This window comes from Actinoplanes subtropicus (assembly GCF_000721705.1).
In the GTDB taxonomy this organism is placed as follows: domain Bacteria; phylum Actinomycetota; class Actinomycetes; order Mycobacteriales; family Micromonosporaceae; genus Actinoplanes; species Actinoplanes subtropicus.
Genome location: NZ_JOJL01000007.1, coordinates 406,695 through 423,745 on the forward strand (window position 1 = coordinate 406,695; position 17,051 = coordinate 423,745).

General features: G+C 72.5%; 19 protein-coding genes. 10 read left to right on the forward strand and 9 right to left on the reverse strand.

The genetic code is table 11. The features are described from left to right. Window position 1 precedes the first annotated feature (1 nt). Together IH26_RS0112555 and IH26_RS0112560 are read right to left on the reverse strand one after the other, a co-directional pair. Complete coding sequence (locus tag IH26_RS0112555; protein WP_030436341.1) at window positions 2-724, reverse strand: ABC transporter ATP-binding protein; 723 nt, start codon at window positions 722-724, stop codon at window positions 2-4. Further along, entirely contained in the window at window positions 721-1,293 is a 573-nt protein-coding gene (locus IH26_RS0112560) for a PadR family transcriptional regulator (RefSeq protein WP_030436342.1), read from the reverse strand. Before IH26_RS0112560 ends, IH26_RS0112555 begins: the two co-directional genes overlap by 4 nt. A gap of 314 nt (window positions 1,294-1,607) precedes the next feature. Here IH26_RS0112560 and IH26_RS0112565 point away from each other — a divergent pair, with 314 nt between their 5' ends. Further along, window positions 1,608-1,919 (forward strand): hypothetical protein, encoded by a 312-nt coding sequence (locus IH26_RS0112565; protein ID WP_030436343.1) that lies wholly within the window; start codon window positions 1,608-1,610, stop codon window positions 1,917-1,919. A gap of 18 nt (window positions 1,920-1,937) precedes the next feature. Here IH26_RS0112565 and IH26_RS0112570 read toward each other — a convergent pair whose 3' ends face one another. After that, window positions 1,938-2,720, reverse strand: a complete 783-nt coding sequence (locus IH26_RS0112570) for an isocitrate lyase/PEP mutase family protein (RefSeq protein ID WP_034214791.1) — start codon at window positions 2,718-2,720, stop codon at window positions 1,938-1,940. 69 nt (window positions 2,721-2,789) lie between these two features. Here IH26_RS0112570 and IH26_RS0112575 point away from each other — a divergent pair, with 69 nt between their 5' ends. Then, the gene (locus tag IH26_RS0112575) at window positions 2,790-3,737 is read left to right on the forward strand and encodes an ArsR/SmtB family transcription factor (RefSeq protein WP_030436345.1); all 948 of its coding nucleotides are present in this window, start codon (window positions 2,790-2,792) and stop codon (window positions 3,735-3,737) included. A gap of 102 nt (window positions 3,738-3,839) precedes the next feature. Here the strand turns inward: IH26_RS0112575 and IH26_RS57870 are convergent, their stop codons facing one another. Continuing rightward, a complete protein-coding gene (locus IH26_RS57870; protein WP_157437162.1) occupies window positions 3,840-5,864 on the reverse strand; it encodes a serine/threonine-protein kinase in 2,025 nt (674 codons plus the stop codon). Between the two features lie 135 nt (window positions 5,865-5,999). On the opposite strand from IH26_RS57870, the gene IH26_RS0112585 reads away from it, so the two are divergent. Next, on the forward strand, window positions 6,000-7,769 hold the full coding sequence (locus IH26_RS0112585) for a CocE/NonD family hydrolase (protein WP_245665131.1): 1,770 nt from the start codon (window positions 6,000-6,002) through the stop codon (window positions 7,767-7,769). Here IH26_RS0112585 and IH26_RS0112590 read toward each other — a convergent pair. After that, window positions 7,735-8,094 (reverse strand): nuclear transport factor 2 family protein, encoded by a 360-nt coding sequence (locus tag IH26_RS0112590; RefSeq protein ID WP_030436348.1) that lies wholly within the window; start codon window positions 8,092-8,094, stop codon window positions 7,735-7,737. The two genes, IH26_RS0112585 and IH26_RS0112590, sit on opposite strands and share 35 nt — an antisense overlap. A 21-nt stretch (window positions 8,095-8,115) precedes the next feature. Continuing rightward, window positions 8,116-9,294, reverse strand: a complete 1,179-nt coding sequence (locus IH26_RS0112595) for a serine hydrolase domain-containing protein (protein WP_030436349.1) — start codon at window positions 9,292-9,294, stop codon at window positions 8,116-8,118. A gap of 69 nt (window positions 9,295-9,363) precedes the next feature. Between IH26_RS0112595 and IH26_RS0112600 the strand changes: the two genes are divergently transcribed. Both IH26_RS0112600 and IH26_RS0112605 read left to right on the forward strand, forming a co-directional pair. After that, on the forward strand, window positions 9,364-9,834 hold the full coding sequence (locus tag IH26_RS0112600; RefSeq protein ID WP_030436350.1) for a hypothetical protein: 471 nt from the start codon (window positions 9,364-9,366) through the stop codon (window positions 9,832-9,834). Between the two features lie 219 nt (window positions 9,835-10,053). Then, window positions 10,054-10,407, forward strand: a complete 354-nt coding sequence (locus tag IH26_RS0112605) for a VOC family protein (RefSeq protein ID WP_030436351.1) — start codon at window positions 10,054-10,056, stop codon at window positions 10,405-10,407. A 13-nt stretch (window positions 10,408-10,420) separates the two neighbouring features. Here the strand turns inward: IH26_RS0112605 and IH26_RS0112610 are convergent, their stop codons facing one another. After that, window positions 10,421-10,777: an STAS domain-containing protein gene (locus tag IH26_RS0112610; protein ID WP_051808009.1), complete on the reverse strand. Its 357-nt coding sequence runs from the start codon at window positions 10,775-10,777 to the stop codon at window positions 10,421-10,423. Between the two features lie 382 nt (window positions 10,778-11,159). On the opposite strand from IH26_RS0112610, the gene IH26_RS0112615 reads away from it, so the two are divergent. Further along, window positions 11,160-12,071, forward strand: a complete 912-nt coding sequence (locus tag IH26_RS0112615) for an AraC family transcriptional regulator (protein WP_245665133.1) — start codon at window positions 11,160-11,162, stop codon at window positions 12,069-12,071. Between the two features lie 141 nt (window positions 12,072-12,212). Here IH26_RS0112615 and IH26_RS0112620 read toward each other — a convergent pair whose 3' ends face one another. After that, window positions 12,213-12,578, reverse strand: a complete 366-nt coding sequence (locus IH26_RS0112620) for a hypothetical protein (protein WP_030436354.1) — start codon at window positions 12,576-12,578, stop codon at window positions 12,213-12,215. Between the two features lie 246 nt (window positions 12,579-12,824). On the opposite strand from IH26_RS0112620, the gene IH26_RS0112625 reads away from it, so the two are divergent. The 4 genes from IH26_RS0112625 (at window position 12,825) to IH26_RS0112640 (ending at window position 16,139) form a co-directional block, all read left to right on the forward strand. Then, window positions 12,825-13,115: a hypothetical protein gene (locus IH26_RS0112625; protein ID WP_030436355.1), complete on the forward strand. Its 291-nt coding sequence runs from the start codon at window positions 12,825-12,827 to the stop codon at window positions 13,113-13,115. A 90-nt stretch (window positions 13,116-13,205) separates the two neighbouring features. Beyond that, window positions 13,206-13,721, forward strand: coding sequence for a SigE family RNA polymerase sigma factor (locus IH26_RS0112630; protein ID WP_030436356.1), 516 nt, complete (start codon window positions 13,206-13,208; stop codon window positions 13,719-13,721). Next, complete coding sequence (locus tag IH26_RS0112635) at window positions 13,718-14,959, forward strand: hypothetical protein (RefSeq protein ID WP_030436357.1); 1,242 nt, start codon at window positions 13,718-13,720, stop codon at window positions 14,957-14,959. The genes IH26_RS0112630 and IH26_RS0112635 overlap by 4 nt, the downstream gene beginning before the upstream one ends. A 16-nt stretch (window positions 14,960-14,975) precedes the next feature. Continuing rightward, entirely contained in the window at window positions 14,976-16,139 is a 1,164-nt protein-coding gene (locus IH26_RS0112640; protein WP_030436358.1) for a hypothetical protein, read from the forward strand. Here IH26_RS0112640 and IH26_RS0112645 read toward each other — a convergent pair. Beyond that, entirely contained in the window at window positions 16,120-17,025 is a 906-nt protein-coding gene (locus IH26_RS0112645; protein WP_030436359.1) for a Gfo/Idh/MocA family protein, read from the reverse strand. The genes IH26_RS0112640 and IH26_RS0112645 overlap by 20 nt on opposite strands. Window positions 17,026-17,051: the final 26 nt, after the last annotated feature.

Consider the following 17,051-nt stretch of genomic DNA (forward strand, 5'->3'; position numbering starts at 1 on the left):
GTCACCGCCCCGAGCCCGGCGCGAGAAGGGACTCGGGACCGGGCGGCGGAGAGGTTCCGTCGGTGACCCGGCCGTCGCGCAGGAAGATCACCCGGTCGGCCCAGGACGCCGACTGCGCGTCGTGCGTCACCACCACCGCGGCCACACCCTGCTGGCAGGCCTGCCGGATCAGGCGCATCACCGCCTCGCCGGTCGCCGAGTCGAGCGCGCCGGTCGGCTCGTCGGCCAGCAACAGCCGGCGATCGCCCACCACCGCCCGGGCGATCGCGACCCGCTGGCGCTCGCCGCCGGAAAGCTGGTCGGGGAAGTGACCGGCCCGGTCGGCCAGGCCGAGACGCTCCAGCGCGGCCACCCCGGCGGCCCGGGCGCGACGAGCGGCGAGGCCGTCCAGCTCGAGCGGGAGCGACACGTTCTCCACCGCGGTCAGGCCGGGCAGCAGGTTGAAATCCTGGAAGACGTAGCCGACCGAGCGGCGGCGCAGCCGGGCCAGCTCGTCGCGGGACATCTCCGCAAGCCGGCCCCCGCCGACCAGCACCTCGCCGGAGGTGGGCGCCTCGAGGCTGCCGGCGATGGTGAGCAGCGAGCTCTTACCGGAGCCGCTCGGGCCCATCACCGCGACCATCTGGCCGGGGTCGACGGCGAGGTCGACCTCCTGCAGGGCGACGACCTCGGTGGCGCCTTCGCCGTACACCTTGGACACCGCACGCATCTCGAGGACGCTCATCGCCGGACCCCGATCTTGCGGCGCAGGGCGACGGCAGGCTTGCCGGCCGGGGCATCGGCGGGCGCCCGGCGGATCCGGCCGTCGGCCGCGTCCAGCCAGCGGATCACCGAGTCGAGCCGGAACAGCTCGGCGTCGACCACCAGCGCGAGGCTCAGATCGAAGTCGGCCTCGTCGTTCTTGAGCCTGGTCCACTGCTGCATCAGCTCGATCAGAAAGCGCCGGTGGGCCTGGATGACCTCGTGCACGTCGACGCCGGGCAGCCGGACCGCAACCAGGATCTTGATGACCAGCTCATCCCTGGGCGGCGAGGAGAGGTCGGGCGGGGTGCGCAGCCACTCGGCCAGCTCGCCCGCGCCGCCCTCGGTGAGATGGAAGCTCTTCTGCGGGCCCTCGGCCGCGCCGTCGGACTCGACCAGGCCGTCGCGTTCGAGGCGCTGGAGGGTGGTGTAGACCTGCCCGACATTCAGCGGCCAGACCTCGCCGGTACGCGACTCGAACTCCTCGCGCAACTGCAGACCGTACTTCGGGCCCTCGGCCAGCAGGGCCAGGAGGGCGTGCCGGATACTCATACCGGGGATAATACTGAGTATACAGCCGCCGGTCCAGCCCTCGATAGTTTCAGCGACCAATTGATCTTCCAGATCGGATCTTGGCAAGAAGAAACAGCCGGGCGCGGCTGAAACTATCGGAAAGTCATCGGAACTTAGGCGTTGACTCGGCCCGGAAGGGATACCACGATGAATCTCGCCCGGGCGGCGCGACTGTGGGTGGCCGCGCCGCCCTGGCCAAGAGGGCGGAAATGGTCAACGCGGTCCTGCTGACGTTCCTCTCCTCACACTTTCCGACCGGGGCGTGATCGACGTCGTCGTGGTAGATCTGGACGATGGCTGACGAAGACTTCACCACCGAGGCGGCCGAAGGACATCGCGACCGTAGGTTCCACGGCGGCACGCCCGCCCACCTCGACGACGACGAGCTGGCCCGGCGCACCGAGGCCGAGCGCGCCGACGCCGGAGTGTCCGATTACGACCCGAACGACGTGCCCGCCGCCACCGACGACCCGGTCCCGTTCGACCCCGATTTCGACGAGGACGAGCAGGACATCGAGAGCGTGACGGCTCGTCAGGAGGCGGAGGGCGAGACGGCACCGCTGACCGCGGACAATCCGTTCCCGCCCACCCGCTACGCGGAATGATCCCCGCTGCTGGGGGCCTCAGGCCCCCAGCAGCCCGTTCAGCTCGCCGTAGGCGATGGCATTCTCGATCGGGCCGTACGTGCCGGAGGCAAGCACCTCCAGGGTCGCCCGGCGCATCACGGCGTACGCGGCCTCGGCCACCCCGGAGCCGAGACTGACCCGGGCCACGCCCAGGCCGGCGAGCTCGGCGACGGTCGGCGCGCCCGGCCAGACCAGCACGTTCACCGGTGCCGGGATCTTCGCGACCAGCGCGCCGACCACCTCCGGATCGATCGCGCCCGGGACGAAGATACCGTCGGCGCCGGCCGCGAGGTAGGCCTCGGCGCGGGCCACGGTCTCGGCGAAGTCGCCGCTGCCGAGCACGAAGGTGTCGATCCGCGCGTTGATGAACAGGTCGTCGCGGTTCGCCGCCGCCCGGGCCGCGGCGAACCGGGCCGCCGCCTCGTCGACCGGCCGGAGGCCGTCCTCGAGATTGACACCGGCGGCGCCGGCCGCGGCCACGGCCCGGATGGTCTCGGCGACCCCGGCCGGGTCGCCGCCGAAGCCGGCTTCGATGTCGGCGCTCACCGGGACGGACACGGCGGCCACCACGCGGCGCACGGCCGCCACGGCGGCGTCGCGATCGAGGGCGTCGCCGTCCCGGGCGCCGAGACTCCAGGCGACGCCGGCGCTGGTGGTGGCGACGACCGGGGCGCCGGCCGCCTCGGCGACGCGGGCGCTGGCGGCGTCCCAGGCGTTGGCGAGCACCAGCGGCGTGCCGGGGACGTGCAGGGAACGGAGAAGTGCGGCTTTGTCGGTCACGAGCTCAGTCTTCGCGATGGCGGCGCGGCCGCGTAAAGTTTCAGCGCCAGCTAAAACCACGGAGGCGGAATGGCCACGATCGGGCTGTCGGCGGCGGCCGCGACGCGCATCCGGTTCGCGGTCTCGGGCCTGTGGGAGGTGCTGGCCGGCCTGCGCATTCTGCGCGATCCCGGGGTGCCGGCGGTGCACCGGCGCTGGGCCGAGCGGGCGCGGGCGGGCGTGGACGAGGGTGGCCTGCTCTGGCGGCTGGTCGCGCCGAGCGGCGGCTACACGCCCGACTTCCTCACCCCGGTGCCGGCCGGGCTCGACGCCGATCTCGACCGCGAACTGGACGGGCTGCGCGCCACGCCACCGCGGGTCGTGCGCCACCACCTCGCGCTGGCCGGCCGCGCGGAAGGGCCGCTCTACGACGATCCGGCCGCGGGCCTGGCCCGGCTGGCCGACGAGATCACTTCGTACTGGGCGGTCGCCATCGCTCCGGACTGGCCACGGATGCGCGCCCTGCTCGAAGCCGAGGTGCAGCGGCGGGCCCGGCGGCTGGCCGAGAACGGCAGCGCCGCGATCCTGAACGACCTGCACCCCAGCGTGACGTGGCGGGCCGGTCGGCTGACCATCGACCAGCCGCAGTGCACGGCGGCCGACGTGCCGTCCGGCGCCGGCCTGATCCTGATCCCGTCCGTCTTCGTCTGGCCCTCGGTGCTCACCGTGACCGCCGGCGAGGTGCCGCAGCTGGCGTATCCGGCCCGCGGCGTAGCCACCCTGTGGGAGCGTTCGTCCCGCGAGTCGGACGCGCTCACCGCGCTGCTGGGTCGCGGGCGCGCCCGGCTGCTGGCCGAGTTGGCCTCGCCGCTGTCCACAACGGAGCTGGCTCGGCGCACTGGCATCACTCCCGGCGGCGTCTCGCAGCACCTGACGACGCTGCGAGCGGCCGGGCTCGTGGTGACGCACCGTCAGGGGCGCTCGCTGCTCAACACCCGCACGGAGGTCGCCGAGGCCCTCCTCGCCGCCGCCGTCTGACTCCCTGGCGCTCCCGCCTGCGCCGCTCCCAGGCCCGCCGCTCCTGCCTCCGCCGCTCGGGGCGATGTCGGCTCGGAGAACCGTGTCCTCGGCGCGTCCTCCTCAGAGTGGCAGCACGACCGGGGTCGGCGTGCCCGCCACGCAGGTTACCGTCATCCGGTAGCGATCGAGCGTGCCCCGGAAGACGACCGACGTGGTGAGAGCCGGGCCGGGCTCGGCCTTCTCCACCGAGTAGCCCGGGTTCGCCTGCCACGAGGCCAGCTTCGACTTTCCCTGGTCGCAGGTCGCATACGCATAGCCGCCCGGCGAGTCGAGCCGCTTTCCGGCCGGCGCGGCGGTGCCGCCCGTCGGGCTCGCCGACGCCCGGCCGGAGGTGGTGTTTCCGGCGGGCACGCCGCCCGTGCTGACCGAGGCGGACGGCTCGCTCCCCGCGATCGGCGGTCGCATCGGCGTCCTGGTAGCCGCGGTCGGGGTAACCGCAGGGCCGTTACTCACCGTCGGCAGCCCCGAACCGTTACTCACGCTGGGTGCCGCCGCGGGGGTCGACACAGCGTTCGGAGCCGAACCGTTCACCAAGGACGGCCCGCCCAACGCCAGCCCGACCAGCGCCGCGATCACCACCGCGAGGATGGTCCCACCGAGCAGCATCCGCCCCGGCTCCGCGAAAACCCACTTCTTCGGTACGCGACGAGCCCCGCCCCCATCCTGCCCCCACCTGGCCGGACTGTCCCACCCGACCGGCCCCAGCAGGGTCTCGGCCAGCGACCCGGCCCGCTGGTTCCCGACCCGCGAGACCCCGGCCCGGCTCTCCGCGGCACCGCCGAAGCGCTCGTTCGACGGGAGCGCACGCCCATGCGACGCGCCGTCGATCGCACGTCGATTCCGCGCCCCTTCGGCCCCCGCCGACAGCCCACCACCGGCGAACGGCCCAGCGCCACCGACCTGCCCAGAACCAGCGAACGGCCCGACGCCGCCGACCTTCCCCGCGCCGCCAGCCGGCCCCGCGCCACCAGCCGGCCCAGCGCCACCAGCCGGCCCAGCGCCACCAGCCGGCCCAGCGCCACCAGCCGGCCCAGCGCCACCAGCCGGCGCAGCGCCACCGATCTGCTCTGCGTCGCCGATCGGCCCGGTGCCGGCTGCCGTGGTTCCGTTCGCCCTTCGCGGGGCAGTGCTCGATCGGCCTTCAGAACCCGCCGACTCCGAGCGTGGCCGCTGCGCCCGCACCGACGTCTCGGCGTCGAGACCCTCCGCTCCGCCGGCCGCCGGTGTGGGAATGCGCGGAAGCGGCCCCTCCTCACCTCGTACCGAATCGGGATGTGCGGCCTCGGCCGCATCCGCCAGCGCCGCCGACACCTCGGTCGCGCTCGGCCTTGCATCGGGATCCTTGCGCAGGCAGCGGTCGATCAGATCGGCCACCGCGGGCGGCACCCCGGGCCGGGCCGGCAGCGGCGTCGGATCCTGGTACACGTGGGCACGCAGCATCTGCGTCGTGCTCTCCACCGACCAGGGCGACTCCCCCGCCAGCAGCCGGTAGAGCAGCACGCCTAGCGCGTAGACATCCGACGCCGGGACGATCAGCTCGCCGGTCAGGCGCTCGGGGGCCAGGTAGGCGGGGGTGCCGACCAGCATCTCCTCGGGCGAGGCCGGGCCGGCCGCGGCCGCGATCCCGAAGTCGACGACCTTGGCGCCGGCCGGCGTGACCATGATGTTGGCCATCTTGATGTCGCGGTGCACCAGGCCGTGCGCGTGCGCGGCCGCCAGCGCCGCGGCCACCTCGCCGCAGATCCGGAAGACCGTGCGCGGCGGCAGCTTGCCGGCCTTCATCCGCTCCTGGAGGGTCGGCCCGTTGATCAATTCCATCACCACGTACGGCGTGCCCGTGTCGGCCGCCTCGCCGTAGTCGTACACCTGGGCGATGTTCGGATGGGACAGCGTGGCGGCCGCGCGCGCCTCCTCCCGGATGCGGGCACGGGACTGCGGATCGCCGGCATATCGCCCGGCGAGCAGTTTGATCGCGACCGGCCGCCCGAGCACCTCGTCGCGAGCGCGCCACACCACTGCCATGCCGCCGCTGCCGAGTTCGTCGAGCAATTCGTAGCGGTCGCCGAGCGTCTGCCGAACCTCCACCGTGGCAGTCTGCCCGTCCGGCGGGAAAATCGCACATCGGAACCACTCGAATGCCATTCACATTCGTATTCCGGCGTGATCAAATACCTTTTCCGCGGCTGCCGACAATCGATCAAGAGCAGGGGGTGTACGCCGATGACCGAATCGACGCTCGGCGGACGACGCATGGTCACCGATGCCGCCCTCAACCGGCTGCTGCGCCTGCCCGCGGCCCGCAACGACTACACGATCGCGCCGGTCCGCATGCCGATGCGCGACGGAGTGATCCTGCGGGGCGACCATTACGCCCCGTCGTCGGGCACACCGCGAGGAACAATTCTGGTGCGTACGCCGTACGGCCGCGGTCTGCCTCTCTCGCTGCTCAACGGCCGGATCTTCGCGGCCCGCGGCTACCACGTGGTGATCCAGAGCGTGCGCGGCACCTTCGGCTCGGGCGGCACGTTCCGCCCGATGGCCCAGGAGGTGGAGGACGGCCCGGACACCGTCGCCTGGCTGCGCGACCAGCCCTGGTTCGACGGCCGGCTGGCCACCCTCGGCGGCTCCTACTTGGGCTGGACACAGTGGAGCGCCCTGATCGACCCGCCACCGGAACTGCGCGCCGCCGTCGTGCTCGTCGCCCCGCACGACTTCCGGGCCGCGGTCTACGGGACCGGTTCGTTCACGCTCGGCGACTTCCTCGGCTGGAGCGACCAGATCGCCCATCAGGAGGACGGCGGCTACCTGCGGCGCGCCGCCGTGATGGCCCGGGCCCCGCGCCGGCTGCGCCCCGCCCTCGAAGGCCTGCCCCTGCCCGCGGCGGCCGACCCGGTGCTACGCGGCCGGGCGCCCTGGTACCGGGAGTGGCTGTCCCACCCGCTCGAGGAGGATCCCTGGTGGGAGCCCTATCGAGCGGGCGCCGCCCTGGCCAAGGTCACCGCCCCGGTGCTGCTGATCAGCGGCTGGCAGGACCTGTTCCTGGACCAGACCCTGGAGCAGTACCGGACGCTCGACGAGCGAGGGGTCGAGGTCGGCCTGACCATCGGGCCGTGGACCCATCTCGACGTCGGCACCCGCGGCCTCGGGATCGTGTCCCGGGAAACGCTCGCCTGGCTCGACCAGCACCTGGCCGCCACCCCGTCGACGGCTCGCGCCTATCCGGTGCGAGTCCACCGTACGGGTGAATCCCGCTGGCACGACCTCACGTCCTGGCCGCCGAACACGGTTCCGGCCGTCTTCCGCCCGCACGCCGACCGGACCCTGACCCTGCAGACCCCCGATCGGCCGGTCGCCGGCGACGAGACCGTGAGCTTCGTCTACGACCCGGCCGACCCGACGCCGGCGCTGGGCGGGCGCACCCTCACCGGCACGATGGGCGTCAGGGACAACGGCCCGCTGGAGGCCCGCCCCGACGTCGTCACCTTCACCACCGACCCGCTCCCGACCGCCGTCGACGTGGCCGGCCGCCCCACCCTGACGTTGGCGGTCGCGGTGGATCCGCCGTACGCCGACGTCTTCGTCCGCCTCTGCGACGTCGACGACCGCGGCCGCTCCCTCAACTTCACCGACGCCATGCGCCGCCTCTCCCCGGACGGGCCCGAGCTCTCCGCGCCGCCCGAAGGCCCAGGCGCCGGTACCACCACAGACTCCGAGGGGCCGAAGTTCGCCGCGCCGCCCGAAGCGCCGGGCGCCGCCACCACCACAGGCCCCGAGGGGCCGAAGTTCGCCGCGCCGCCCGAAGCGGCTGCAGGTCTCGGGCGGCGCCTTCCCACGCTTCGCCCGCAACCTGGGCCTGCCCGGCGCCCCGGGCGAGGGCCACCTCCACCGCCCGCAACGGCACACCATCCACTGCACCGCCACGACCCTGACGCTCCCGGTGGCCGCCGCCGAATAATCACTTCTTGGGGTGCTGCATCCACCACTCGGTGAATTGCCGGGCCTGGCCGAGATTGTCCAGCCGGAGCACCCACAGATTGCTGTACGTCCTCTTCGGATACGTCGTGGTGGCCTCGATGATCGCCAGCTCGTCGGTAACGATCAGCGGATGCCACTCGAAGGTCGTGGTGCCGGGCTTGTCGGCAATCTTCACCCAGTGGTCGACAATGGCGTCCCGGCCCAGCCACGGCTCCGCGAACGGCTCCGGGAAATACGCCGCGTCCTCCGCGAAAAGATCGCCGATGTCGCGCGGATCATTCGACTCCCACGCCTTGCGATAGTTCTCGATCCACGCCGTCACCGCGTCGAGACTGGTCATCGCGCCCTCCCCAGGGATTGGTCAGGACCTTCCATACTCCTCGTACGCCAAGCGGTTGAACTCCTGCAGTGCGCCGCCCCACAACAGATCGCCGACCTGGCTGAGCACGATCGCGATCAGCCCCGCGCCGGGGTCGTTGAACCAGGTCGTGCCGTAGCCGCCGGACCAGCCGTACCGCCCCGGCGGGGAGACCTCGTCGTCGGCGACCGTGACCGCCAGGCCGTAGCCCCAGCCGCTGCCGCCCAGCAGGAAGCCGCCGTCGGCGATCTGGGCCGGGCTCAGGTGGTTGCGGGTCATCGCGGCCACCGACTGCGCCGAGAGCACCCGGGTGCCGCCGTGCACCCCGCCGTTGAGCAGCATGCGGGCGAAGGCCAGATAGTCATCGGCGATGGAGACCAGCCCGGCCGAGCCGGACGGGAAGACCGGCGGCCGGCTCCAGAGCTCGGGGCCGGAATCGGTCTGCTCGGTCATCTTGCCGGTGGCCGGGTCGGTCATATACATCGCCGGCAACTCGGCGGCCCGGTCGGCCGGCAGCCAGAACCCGGTCTGGCTCATGCCCAGCGGCGCGAACACCCGGTCATACAGGATCTCGGGCAGCGGGCGGGCGTCGGCCCGGGCGAGCAACACGCCGAGCAGGAGCGTGCCGGCGTTGTACAGCCAGGTCTCGCCGGGCTGGCGGATCAGCGGGAGCGAGCCGAACCGGCGGATCCACTCGTCGGGGCCGTGCGGCGTCCGCGGCTCGGGGCGGCCCAGCACCAGCCCCAGCTCCTCGGCGGCGCGCACGATCGGATAGGGCGGGTCGATGCCCTCGGGGGTGACGATGTGCCCATACCCCATGGTGAAGGTGAGCAGGTCTTCCACGATGATCGGGCGCACCGCCGCGACCGTGTCGCCGAGCTCGGCGTCGGGCGCCCGCAGCACCCGCTGACCGGCCAGCTCGGGCAGCAGCTTGGCCACCGGCTCCTCGAGGTCGAGCCGATCATCCTCGGCGAGCAGCAGCGCGGCGGCGGCCAGCACCGGCTTGGTCATCGAGGTCATCCGGAACGGGGTGTCGCGGCGCATCGGGACGTCGCCCCCGAACCTGGTCACGCCCACGGTGTGCACGGTGACGTCGTCGTCGCGGGCGAGCAGAGCGACCACGCCGGGGAACTCGCCGCGGCCGACCCGGGCGGCGATGGCATCACGCAGTGGAGAACTCATGGGGGACAGCCTGCCAGCACCCCCCGACATTTGCCGGTTCTGTCGGAGGGCATGGCTAGGGTCCTGGCCATGGAACAGAACTGGCGGCATCTGCCGTCCCCGGCCCGGCCGATCGCGGCCGCGGCCACCGTCGCCGTCGAGGCGGCCCAGCGCCGCGACGAGGAGTCACTGGCCGCCGCGGCCGGCGATCTCGCCGCGCTCGACCCGGGGCAGACCGGGCTCGTGCTGGGCACCCTCGTGCGAGTCCTGCTGGAAGACACCCATCCCGACGGGCTCGACGGCGAGGCCGTGCGGGCCGTGCTCGAGCGCAGCGTCCGGTCGGCCGGGTGGCAGGCCGAGGTCGATCCGCACGTGCTGCTGGTGCTGCTGGCCGGCGCGCTGGGCGTGATCGACGAGGATGACGAGACGCCCCCGCCGAAACCCGACGTGCTGGCCCGGCACGCCGCGCTGCTGACCGCCGAGTTGCTCGGCCCGCGCCCGCCCCGGCCGTTCCTCGACGCCACCTTCACCGAGATCGAGCGGGCCCAGCTGAACGACTGACAGCAAGACGCCCCACCGAGATCGAGCGGGCCCAGCCGAACGACTGACAGCAAGACGCCCCACCGAGATCGAGCGGGCCCAGCCGAGACGCCGCCGGCACCGAGACCGAACGCGCACGGCCAACGACTGACGGCGAAACGACGACGGCGAAACGACCGAGGGCGACCCACCGGCGGGATCGGTCGTTGAACAGCGCGTCACCCGATCGAGGAGGAGAGCATGGCCGTCGTGCGCACCGATCCGGGCCTCCAGCTGCGGCCGGTCGTCCACGTCAGCGACCTGGGCGCCTCGCTCGCCTTCTACGAGCTGCTCGGCGCCGAGCTGATCCACGGCGGCGCGGATTCCGGCTGGGTGCTGCTGCAGCTGGGCACCGTGCAGCTCGTGCTGGCCGCCGACGGGGCGACGGGCGTCGACCTGCACTTCGGCGCGGCCATGCCGCTGGAGCAGCTGGAGCGGCGGCTGCACCGGGCCGGCTACCCGGTCGCCGAGGTGGCCATCGGCCGCGACTTCGGCGATCAGCTCCGGGTGCGTACCCCCGACGGTTTTGACATCACCATCTCCCGCCGGGAGTGATGACGCCGCCCGGTCAGGACGGGCGCAGGCCCACCGAGGTCCGCTGCTGGGGCGGCTCGGCGCAGCCCAGGAGGCCGACCAGCCCGGAGACCCACAGCTGGCGGTAGACCGTCGGGCTGGGATGGCTGACCACCAGCTTGATGCCGCTGGCGGCGGCGGTGTGGAAACAGGCGACGAGGATGCCGATGCCGATGCTGTCGATCAGCATCACCCGTTGCAGGTCGAGGCAGATCTTGCCCGGCGTGGTGCTGGTCAGGACGTCGTTCACGGCGTCCCGCATCACGTGGGCGTTGTCCAAGTCGATCTCTCCGCTCGGCGCGATCTCGACGGTGCCATCGGCCAACTGGCGGGTGGTGATCGGCAGATACACGGCTGCCCTCTTCCTGGCGTCGAGCGGGGCCGACGCCGAACCTACCGCGTGGAGGTCACATCCGCCGGTCGTGTGGCCTGGCTGGACATGGGACGCCTCGCCCAGGCGCCGCCGACCCACCGCGTTCCTACAACAATCCGCTGTGCTGCAAGTTACGCCACGTAGGCGCGGAACGCCAGAGTAGTTCATATGGCCTGAATGTGCTGGAACGGTCAGCCCGAGGCGGGAACGTTGACGTTCCACGTATCCGGTGCGAATACTTGCGGTATGCAATGGAGCCCGCTGCGGCATGGGTGACCCCTTCCCGCGGTCCGGCCCGACGTACTCCGAAGTGCCCGACATAGTCCATTTCAGCAGTGTAGATATCGATCAGGCTCGTTCGGTGCTAAATCGTTTCTACTTTCCTGTGGCAGTCGGCACGCCGGAGGGCGCGGACGGCTTCGGCCTGTCGGTCGAGGTGATCCAACTCGGACCCCTGACGGTCGGGCAGATCAGCTTCTCCGGCCCGGTCAGCCTGGTCGTCGCCGAGTTGGACGCCTATCACGTGAGCATGCCCACTTCCGGTCGCATGCGGTCCCGGCACGCCGGTCGCGAGGTGGTGGCCGGGCCGTCGACCGCCATCCTCTTCGGCCCCGGGCACGCGGTCCACACGATGCACGACGCCAACTCGGCCGAACTCGCCGTGAAGATCGAGCGGGGCGCGCTCGAGCAGGAGCTGGCCGGGCTGCTCGGCCGCCCGGTCGACGGGCCGATCGACCTGCCGCCCTCCGTCGACCTCTCCGGCGGCCCCGGGCACAGCTGGAGCCGGCTGGTGCGGCTGCTGCGCGACGAGCTGGAGTACAGGGAGAGCCTCATCTACCAGCCGCTGATCGCCGAGCAACTGCGCGGCAGCGTGCTCAGCGGGCTGCTGCTGAGTCTCCCGCACCGATATCAGGCCGAGCTGACCGCGCCGGCCACCCCCGGGCCGCCGCGGGCCATCCGGCGGGTGGTGGACGCGGTGCAGGAGGAGCCGGAGCGGCCGTTCTCGGTCACCGACCTGGCGAAAATCGCCGGGATGAGCGTGCGGTCGCTGCAGGAGGGATTCCGCCGGCACCTCGGGTGTACGCCGATGGCCTACCTGCAACAAGTACGGCTGCTGCGGGCGCACGAGGGCCTGCGCCTCGCCGACCCGCTGCGCACCACGGTGGCCGCGGTCGCGCATCGCTGGGGCTTCGCGCACCTGGGCCGGTTCGCCTCCATCTACCGCGAGCGCTTCGGCGAACAGCCGTCCGACACCCTCCGCCGCACGGAATGAGCCAAGGCCGCGCGGGATGAAGCGAGGCCGCACGAAACGAGGCAGGGCCGCACGGATGAGGCGAAGCCGTACGGAATGAGGCGAAGCCGTACGGAATGAGGCGAAGCCGTACGGAATGAGGCGGTATCACCCGCTCGGGTGTCACTCGCCAGGGTCGCTGCGACGCGCCTGCGGCACGCCGTTCGCCCGGCGCACACCGGCCGACACCCCGAACAGGTGGCCCCGGTCGGGCGTCCAATCGCGCCACGGCCCCAGCCGGCGGGGCACCGCGATCACCTCGCCGTCCCCGGCGGCGCACTGCTCCCGCAGGTAGGCCACCACCCGCTCGCACGCCTGACCGGCGTCCTCGGTGAGGCCCAGCAGCAGGTGCCGGGCCTGGTCATAGGCCGGATCGCCCGGCTCCAGGCCGGCCAGGTCGCCCGGCGGTCGCCGCAGCAGCGCGGCCAGACCCGCCAGCGCCTGCATGACGTCAGATGCGTCCCGTTCCGCGTCGGACAGGCTCGTCACGCGTCTCCCCCTCACCCGGGCACGAGCGGGAGGACAACCAAACGGAGTTCCCCGTCTCACCAGTCCCCACACGTGCCGAACCGAAATGTATTCGGCTCGCTACTGTGCGTCCATCCGTAACGCGCGGGTACTGTCCAGTTAGCGCTCAGTTTGACCGGCCGACGGCATGATCGTCCGTTTCCGCCCCATGGTCAGCATGGGTGATCCAGGGTAAGACGGGAAGGACGGCAACCATGGAGGATGATCATGAGTGACGAGAAGCGGCCACCGCTGGAGGAGTCCGAGGAGGTGGCCGACGCGATCGAGGACGACGTGGCCGTGGACGCTTTCATCACCGGCGGCGGCGAGGACCGGGACAACCCCGAGTTCCTGCAGCCCGGCGAGGAGCCGCGCTGGCGTACCGGGGCCGACCAGCAGTGGGATCCGGAGGATGTGGCCGTGGCCGAGGGCCGCGACCCGACCCCGGAGAACATCGAGCGCGCCCGCCGGGAGATCGAGCGGGACGGCGCGGCGACCATCGAGCGCATCGTGCCCTGAAACCGTGCCCTGAAATCGTGCCCCGAGATTGACTACAACCCATCCGGCCCGCACACCGTCTACTGGGGAGACCAGTGACGGAGGCGGGGGATGGAAAGCGGAACGGATGAGGCGTACCTCGCGTACGTCCACGGCCGGATACCGGCGTTGCGCCGGATCGGCTATCTGCTGTGCGGGGACGAGCACCAGGCCGACGACCTGGTGCAGGAGACCATAACCAAGCTGTACGCGCGATGGCCCCGGATCGCGGCGGTGGACAACGTCGACGCGTACACGCACACCATGTTGGTGCGCGCCTTCCTGGACGAGAAGCGCCGGGGCTGGTGGCGGGTCCGCCTGTTCGGCTCGCCACCGGAGCACGCGGCGGCCGTGGCCGGCGCCGCCGAGGACCGCACGATGCTGCGCGGCGCGCTGGCCAAGGTCGCGCCCCGCCAGCAGGCCGTGCTGGTGCTGCGCTACCTCTGCGACCAGTCCGTGGCCGAGGTGGCCGAGATCCTCGGCTGCTCGGAGGGGACGGTCAAGAGCCAGACGACACACGGCCTCAACGCCCTCCGCAGGATCCTCGGTGAGCCCCGGCCCGTTCAGCGCAGCGGGGGCGGGCGATGAACGACGACGAGTACGGCACCCTCCTGCTGCGGCCGCTGGCCGGCGAGCCGGCCGGACCGCCGCTGATCGACGTCGCCCGGGCCATCCGCGAGGGCCGGCGGATGCGGCGCCGGCGCTGGGCGTTCGGCGGCGCGTTCCTGGCCGTCTTCACCGCCACGCTGGTCACCGGCAGCCTGCTGATCGCCCCGGCCACGCCGCACCAGCCGGTGCTGCCGCCCGACCCGCCGCTGCCGAAGTCCTGCACCCTGGCCGCCCTCCCGACCGGCAAGTACCACAGCGCCGATGTCGCCGGCGGCGACTCGACCGGCCGGTGGCATTTCGGGCAGTCGAACCCGCAGGCGAACACCGGCACCCAGCACACCCTCGTCTGGCACGACGGCGTCCTGGTCGGCGACGCCGCGCAGCCCGGCTCCGAGGTCAACCTGCGCGCGGTCAACTCGTCCGGCGTCATCGTCGGGGAGGTCAACGACAAGACGACCGGCATCCGGCCGTACGTCTACCGGAACGGCAAGTTCAGCGCGCTCAAGGGCGGCCTCGGCGAGGCGCTCGCGATCAACGACGACGGCACGATCGTGGGCCGGCTGGGCAGCGATACGCATCCGGTCCTGGTCCGCTGGCGTTCGGCGGGTGCCGAGCCCGAGCGGCTCCGGCTCCCGGAGGGATCGCCCATCGCCATGTACAACCTGGCGATCGCGCCGGACGGCACCGTCGCCGGTGTCGTCATCCTTCCCCTCGCCCCGGGGGCGACCTTCGCGGAGACCGCCACGTACCTCTGGCTGCCCGACGGCACGACCCGCCGGATCACGGCGCCGCCGCCGGCGCGGGACACCCTCGCGGCCCTGAACCCGCTGACGTTCCGGAACGGCTGGCTCTACGCCGAGCAGGTGCTCAGCGATCGGAGTGACAACACGCCCGTCATCGCCGGAATCCAGCTCGTGCGGTACGACCCGGCGAGCGGGACATGGCAGAAGATCGGCGGCGACAGGTTCACCGACGGGCCACAACTGCCCTCCTCGGGCCGGGGTTTCCTGCATGCCGGGACCATCCGGCCGCGGGTCTACGTCGGGACCGCCGTTCTCGACCTGCCGCTGACCATGCCGCTCGCCGACCCCGAGGTCGACAACGCGATGCTGCAGTCGATCAGCGACGACGCGCACACGGTGACCGGCGTGCTCAGCCGCGGCGGCAGCGGGGACCCGTCCCAGCCGGACCGCCCGGTCATCTGGCGCTGCGGGTGAGGAGGAGGAGGCGACGATGAACGACGACGACTTCGGCACGCTGCTTCTGCGCCCGCTGGCCGGCGATCCGGCCGGGTCGCCGCGGGTCGATGTGCAGCGGGCCATGCGCGAGGGCCGCCGGATGCGGCACCGCCGCCGGTGGTCGGGCTTCGCCGCGCTGGTCGCGGCGTTGACCGCCGCCCTGGTGACCGGCAGCCTGGCGCTCGCGCCCGCCTCGACCGGGCCGAAGCCGAGGCCGACCCTGCCGCCGGAGCCGGCCGTGCCGGCCGCCTGCACCGGCAGCCCGCTGCCGGACGGCGGTCACCGGGCCGTCACGGTGACCGGCGGCGACTCGACCGGGCGGTGGCACGTGGGCACGGCGGCGCCGAACGCCGGCGACAAGGGGCCGATGCTGATCTGGCACGACGGCAAGCTGGTCGCCCAGATCGCGCCGCCGAACGGCGACGCGACGCTGCACGACATCAACTCGTCGGGGGTGGCGGTCGGGTCGAACAACTCGGCCTGGGACACGTACCCGTTCGTCTACCGGAACGGCAAGATCGAGCGGCTCAAGGGCGGCCGCGGCGTGGCGTCCGCGATCAATGATTCCGGCGAGATCGTCGGGACCATCGGCGTCAACAACCGGCATCCGGTCCGCTGGAAGTCGGCCGACGCCGAGCCGGAGACGCTGCCGATGCCGCCGGGCGCGACGATCCAGTTCGTGCTGGACGTCGCCCCGGACGGCTGGATCTCCGGCATGTACCTCAGCGACACGTACGTCTGGTCGCCGGACGGCCAGGTCCGCAAGCTCGCGCCGCCGAGCCCGGACGGGGTGTTCCGGCCCGGACCCGAGTCGTTCGGGTTCGGCTGGCTGTACGGCGTGAGCCTGCGGGACGGCGTCTCCCGCTACGAGCCGCGCACCGGCACGTGGCAGCACCTCACCGACGCCGGTCACAAGGCGCAGTTCCCCGGCACCGGCGCCGGCGACGCGCAGGTCACCGGCGCGGACGAACTATCCGTCTTCGTCGGCCGCGAGGTGCTGCGGCTCGGCGGGAACCCGATCGCCGGCCGGTCCGGCACGTACTCGTTCGAGATCACCGCGATCAGTGCCGACGCGCATGTGGTGGCCGGTTACGGCCTCAGCACCCACGCGGACCCGAAGGCGCAGCCGGAGCGGCCGTTCATCTGGCGGTGCCGATAGCGACCGTCCGGCCGGTGGTGATCGCCTCCTGGCAGGCCGCCAGGACGGCGGTCACCGCCGCGCCGAACCGCACGTCGATCGCCGGCTTGGGGCCGCCGGCGGCCGCGGCGATCAGCTGGGAGATGGCGACGCCGAGCGCCTCATCGGGCCGCCACTGCGCGTCGGGAGCCCGGAGCAGGCCCGCCTCCCCGGCGAAGACGACCTCCTGGCGTCCCTGATCGGGCGCCGCATCGAGGCTCAGCGTCAGCGTGCTGATCGCGCCACCCTCGTGCCGCAGCAGCGCGTGCGTCATGTCGTGCGGCCCGGCCATCGCGGTCACCTCGATGACCGGCCCGAGCACCGGGAGCACGAGTGCGAGCGCGTGCGGCCCGATGTCCCACAGGCCGCCCTTCTGCTGCCGCCACGGCGACTCGCCGAACGGGCTGCCGTTCGTGAAGATCTGGCCGAGGTGGTCGACGCGCCCCTCCCGCCAGCCGCCGAGCGCCCAGGCCTCGGCCAGGAAGTCGTCGGTCACCGGCACGAGTCGCCGGGTGAAGAACACCACCGAGGCGAGGTCGCGCTCGTCGACCGCCGCGGCGATCTCGTCGGCCTCGGCCGCGGTGAACGCCACCGGCTTGTCCAGCAGCAGGTGCCGGCCGGCCCGGGCGGCGCGCAGGGCGATCGGCGCCTGCACGTCCGGCGGGAGGGCGATCGCGACCGCGTCGACCGCCCCGATGAGTTCTTCGATTTCCCCGTACGCCCGGACGCCGTGCTCGGCCGCGAGCGCGCCCGCCTTGTCGGGATCGCGCCCCCAAACCCCCACGAACTCGACGTCCTCGTGGTGAGCCAGAGCCGGCGCGTGCGCCAGATGAGCCCAGGGTCCGGTGCCGAACAATCCGAAGCGCATGATCCGCAAGCTATCCGGCCGCGAGC